Consider the following 3330-nt stretch of genomic DNA (forward strand, 5'->3'; position numbering starts at 1 on the left):
TAAACGTTTCAAGTGAAGTAGGTTCTTTAACAGTTCAAAGCAACCCTGCCTGGAGACAGTATGACAATGCAAAATTAACCGCGTATGCTTCTTCCAAAACAGCTTTAAACGCCTTTACCGTGATGTTGGCTTATGAATTTAGAGGCGCGAATTTTAAAATCAACAGCGTTACTCCTAGTTATACAGCAACCGACCTGAACCAATTCAAAGGACCACAAACAGTGGAACAGGGTGCCCGGACAATCATAAAATATGCAACGACAACTGAAGGAGCAACAGGGAAATTTTTTAAAGAAGAAGGAGAAATCCCCTGGTAATTAAACCAAAAACAAACTGCTCACAGTACGGTACCTTTATATAAAAATGATTTCATTACATCGTGGCAAACAAACAAGTTCAGCGAATTAAAACGATAAGCGAATTTCATCGGTTGAGGGGATTACCCAAACCTGAACATCCGCTAATCAGTGTGGTAGATTTTAGCTCTATCAGCCCTTTGCGTGAAAATAATCCAATAAGTTGGGTATTTGATTTTTATTCCATCTCAATCAAAAGAGGATTAAATGCTAAAATGAAATACGGTCAGCAGGAATATGATTTTGATGAAGGAATTATGTTTTTTATTTCACCCGGTCAGGTTTTTGGAATTGAGGCTAACAAAGATTCAGCATTAAAACGTTCGGGGTGGCTCTTACTCGTCCATCCCGATTTTTTATGGAATACGCCTTTGGCAAAAACAATAAAGCAATACGAATATTTTAGCTACTCGGTAAATGAAGCCTTGTTTCTTTCGGAGAAAGAAGAAACAACGATTTCGGGCATCATGCAGAACATTGAGCAGGAATATCATTCAAACATTGATAAATTCAGCCAGGACGTAATCATTGCCCAATTGGAATTATTGCTCACGTATGCAGAAAGATTTTATCACCGTCAGTTCATAACCCGGAAAATAACCAACCATAAAATGCTCACTCGTTTGGAAGATGTTCTGACAGAATATTTCAACAGCGATGCCTTATCCCAAAAAGGATTGCCTACCGTTCAATACATTGCCGGCAGGCTACACGTATCGCCTAATTATTTAAGCGAGTTGCTTAAAGTATTGACGGGACAAAGCACCCAACAACACATACACGACAAATTGATTGAAAAAGCGAAAGAAAAATTATCCACCACCGACTTATCCGTAAGTGAAATTGCATACGAATTAGGTTTTGAACATCCGCAGTCGTTCGGCAAGTTATTCAAGACAAAAACCAACCTTTCGCCTTTGGAATTCAGGCATTCGTTCAATTGACAAAACGTTTCAGGTTTAAAATGGGGATTGCACAATAGCACTTGTCGCAGTCCGGATAATCAATTAAATCATTATACCAGCAAAGTCGATAATTTTTTCAAATCTTCCGTAAAATGGTTCGGCTGTCGACAAGAAGTTGGAGAATCATTGTCATTCAATAGCCTTGTATTTCGTATATTAGAACTTCGTAAAAATTTACAAAACACCGCGCGTTCCTCCTGCAATGTAAGCTGGATTGATTAAAAGATTAATCAGCATAAAAGACATTGTAAAACTGACAGAAGATAATAACTAAAAAACGAATAACATGAAAAAAATAATCATTCCTATACTGCTTGTATTTTATCTGCAATCTTCCTTTTCACAAAACAACCAGGCTGATACCGGAGCTATTAAAGCATTAATTGCAAAGTACGTTGAATCCATTAATACTGGTGATTCTGTATTGGGCGCTAAGTTATTTTCGCATTCACCAGAAGTTTCATTTATACAGCCGAGGGGACATCAACATGGATGGAATGAAATAAGCTCACAGATATATAATTTTTTCGCGAAAACATTTACCAAGCGCAACTTAAATATTTTTAACGAGCATGTGACCGAATATGATAATGTAGCATGGGCTGAATTTTATTGGGTGTTTGATGCAACATTTAAACAAGGCAATATGCCAATGCAAACAAAAGGAAGGGAGACGCAAATTTGGAAAAAAACAAATAATGAATGGCATTTAGTTCATGTTCATTATTCTAATATGCCGTAAAAGGGGAACGGCAATGATTTTAAAATAAAATTTCAAACCGGGATACCACCAAAATTTTTAAGGATTGCATCCTATATCATAAATTAGAGTTGCCTGCAACCATTCTAAAATAATCCGTGAAAAGAAACGGCGTCTTCATATTGACAACACTTATTATTCTTGTGACAACAGGAATATTTGTTTTTGCACAAAGACAAAAAAGTACAGACATCCGGTTTGTAAGTTATATCGTGGACACCAAAAAGCAAGACGTTAAACTCTATTGGAAAAACGACAAACAGGAAAACTTTAAAAGCATTCAGAATTTAAAAATGTGGCTTGATAAAAACCATAAAAAGTTGCTGTTCGCAATGAACGCAGGAATGTACAAACAGGACAATTCGCCACAAGGACTTTTTATTGAAAACCAAAAGACAACAACACCTTTAGACACGACAAATGGAAATGGAAATTTTTATTTAAAGCCGAATGGAGTTTTTTATATCACGGTAGACAATTTGCCAGCTATTTGTAACGCGGCAAATTTTGCTGACAATGGAAAAGTAAAATATGCAACGCAATCAGGACCAATGTTGATCATTGACGGACAAATTCATTCGGCATTTAAAGAAGGTTCAACAAATCTGAATATCAGGAACGGTGTTGGAATTTTGCCGGACAATAAAATTATTTTCGCAATGTCCAAAAAGGAAATAAACTTTTACGACTTCGCTGATTATTTTAAAAGTATGGGCTGTAAAAACGCTTTGTACCTTGACGGACTTGTTTCACGAACATATTTGCCTGAACAAAATTGGATACAAACAGATGGAAATTTTGGAGTGATAATTGGCGTAACGACAGACCAGCACTAAAATATAGCTGCAGGTGCATTAGCAGTAAACACTAATAGAATAACAAAAAAAACATTCATTCAATGAAAAAAGAATTTTTATATGACTTTATCCGTCAAAATAAGTTCGGAGTCCTGGCAACTGTTTCCCCGGGCAATACCCCTGAATCAGCCTATGTTGGAATAGCGGTGACACCTGACTTGAAAATAATATTTGATACTGTTTCTGATTCGAGGAAATATAAGAATCTCCAGTTGAACCCTAATATTTCTTTTGTGATCGGCTGGGACAACGAAAAGACAATTCAATATGAAGGGACCGCAAAAGTTCCCCATCCAGCCGAGCTTGACAAATTGTTGCAAACATATTTTGAGATCTTTCCTGATGGAAGGGACAGAAAAGAAAATTGGAAGAACATTGTTTATTTCTGCGTT

Annotated in this window: 5 protein-coding genes; all 5 read left to right on the forward strand. The window is 36.5% G+C overall.

The genetic code is table 11. From position 1 onward, the window contains the following. The coding region (locus VNZ46_RS24940) for an SDR family NAD(P)-dependent oxidoreductase (RefSeq protein ID WP_325563677.1) at positions 1-317 on the forward strand (317 nt) is incomplete at its 5' end. 62 nt (positions 318-379) lie between these two features. Further along, complete coding sequence (locus tag VNZ46_RS24945) at positions 380-1300, forward strand: helix-turn-helix transcriptional regulator (protein ID WP_325563679.1); 921 nt, start codon at positions 380-382, stop codon at positions 1298-1300. A gap of 307 nt (positions 1301-1607) precedes the next feature. Then, positions 1608-2063 (forward strand): nuclear transport factor 2 family protein, encoded by a 456-nt coding sequence (locus VNZ46_RS24950; protein ID WP_325563680.1) that lies wholly within the window; start codon positions 1608-1610, stop codon positions 2061-2063. A gap of 116 nt (positions 2064-2179) precedes the next feature. Next, complete coding sequence (locus tag VNZ46_RS24955; RefSeq protein ID WP_325563681.1) at positions 2180-2917, forward strand: phosphodiester glycosidase family protein; 738 nt, start codon at positions 2180-2182, stop codon at positions 2915-2917. A 62-nt stretch (positions 2918-2979) separates the two neighbouring features. Beyond that, a partial coding sequence (locus tag VNZ46_RS24960; RefSeq protein ID WP_325563683.1) for a pyridoxamine 5'-phosphate oxidase family protein occupies positions 2980-3330 on the forward strand: 351 nt, incomplete at its 3' end.

Source organism: Pedobacter sp. (genome assembly GCF_035566355.1).
GTDB lineage: Bacteria > Bacteroidota > Bacteroidia > Sphingobacteriales > Sphingobacteriaceae > Pedobacter.

Coding starts and splice junctions, on each gene's coding strand:
- VNZ46_RS24950 (WP_325563680.1), top strand. CDS start 1,608: ATGAAAAAAATAATCATTCCTATACTGCTTGTATTTTATCTGCAATCT.